The following is a 1,280-nucleotide window of genomic DNA, read 5'->3' as shown; positions in this document are numbered from 1 at the left end:
TCCTGGTCGCGGACGCCCAGGCCCTCTTCGGGGGCGAGGCAGAGGACGCCGACCTTGCCCTGGTGCTTGTTGTGGTGCACGTCGAGGGCGGCCTGGCCGGTCTCCTCCAGGGAGTAGACCTTGGAGAGGGTGGGGTGGATCTTGCCCTTGGCGACCAGGCGGTTGGCCTCGAAGGCCTCGCGGTAGTTGGCGAAGTGCGAGCCGACGATGCGCTTGAGGGACATCCACAGGTAGCGGTTGTCGTACTGGTGCATGTAGCCGGAGGTGGAGGCGCAGGTGACGATGGTGCCGCCCTTGCGGGTGACGTACACCGAGGCGCCGAAGGTCTCGCGGCCGGGGTGCTCGAAGACGATGTCCACGTCCTCGCCGCCGGTGAACTCGCGGATCTTCGATCCGAGGCGCTTCCACTCGCGGGGGTCCTGGTTGTTCTCGTCCTTCCAGAACCGGTAGCCCTCGGCGGAGCGGTCGATGATCGCCTCGGCGCCCATGGCGCGGCAGATCTCGGCCTTCTGGTCATTGGAGACCACGCAGATCGGGGTGGCGCCGCCGGCCAGCGCGTACTGGGTGGCGTACGAGCCGAGGCCGCCGCTGGCGCCCCAGATCAGGACGTTGTCGCCCTGCTTCATCCCGGCTCCGTTGCGCGAGACCAGCTGGCGGTAGGCGGTGGAGTTGACCAGGCCGGGGGAGGCGGCCTCCTCCCAGGTGAGGTGCCTGGGCTTGGGCAGCAGCTGGTTGGTCTTCACCAGGGCGATCTGGGCCAGGCCGCCGAAGTTGGTCTCGAAGCCCCAGATGCGCTGCTCCGGGTCCATCATCGTGTCGTTGTGGCCGTCGGGGGACTCCAGCTCGACCGAGAGGCAGTGGGCGACGACCTCGTCGCCGGGCTTCCACGCGTTGACGCCGGCGCCGGTGCGCAGGACCACGCCCGCGAGGTCGGAGCCGAGCACGTGGTAGGGCTGGTCGTGGCGCTTGGTCAGCGGCGACAGGCGGCCGTAGCGCTCCAGGAAGGCGAAGGTGGAGACGGGCTCGAAGATCGAGCTCCACACGGTGTTGTAGTTCACCGAGCTGGCCATGACGGCGACCAGGGCCTCGCCGGGGCCCAGCTCCGGCAGGGCGACGTCGTCGAGGTGAAGGGACTTGCGGGGGTCCTTGTCGCGGCTGTCCAGGCCCGCGAACATCTGCTCCTCGTCCTTGTGGAGCGTGACCGCCCGGTAGGACTCGGGGAGCTTGATCGCCGCGAAGTCCGCCGACGTGGCGTCGGAGCTGAGGATCGCGTCGAGGAT

Annotated in this window: 1 protein-coding gene; it reads right to left on the bottom strand. The window is 69.0% G+C overall.

The window, feature by feature from the left end:
• The coding region (ccrA, locus tag ACIG5E_RS39535) for a crotonyl-CoA carboxylase/reductase (protein WP_396542179.1) at positions 1-1,280 on the bottom strand (1,280 nt) is incomplete at both ends.

It is taken from the genome of Kitasatospora sp. NPDC053057 (assembly GCF_044546945.1).
Lineage (GTDB): Bacteria > Actinomycetota > Actinomycetes > Streptomycetales > Streptomycetaceae > Kitasatospora.
Note: the sequence above shows the minus strand (reverse complement) of the source record. Positions and strands in the feature narration are given on the sequence as shown.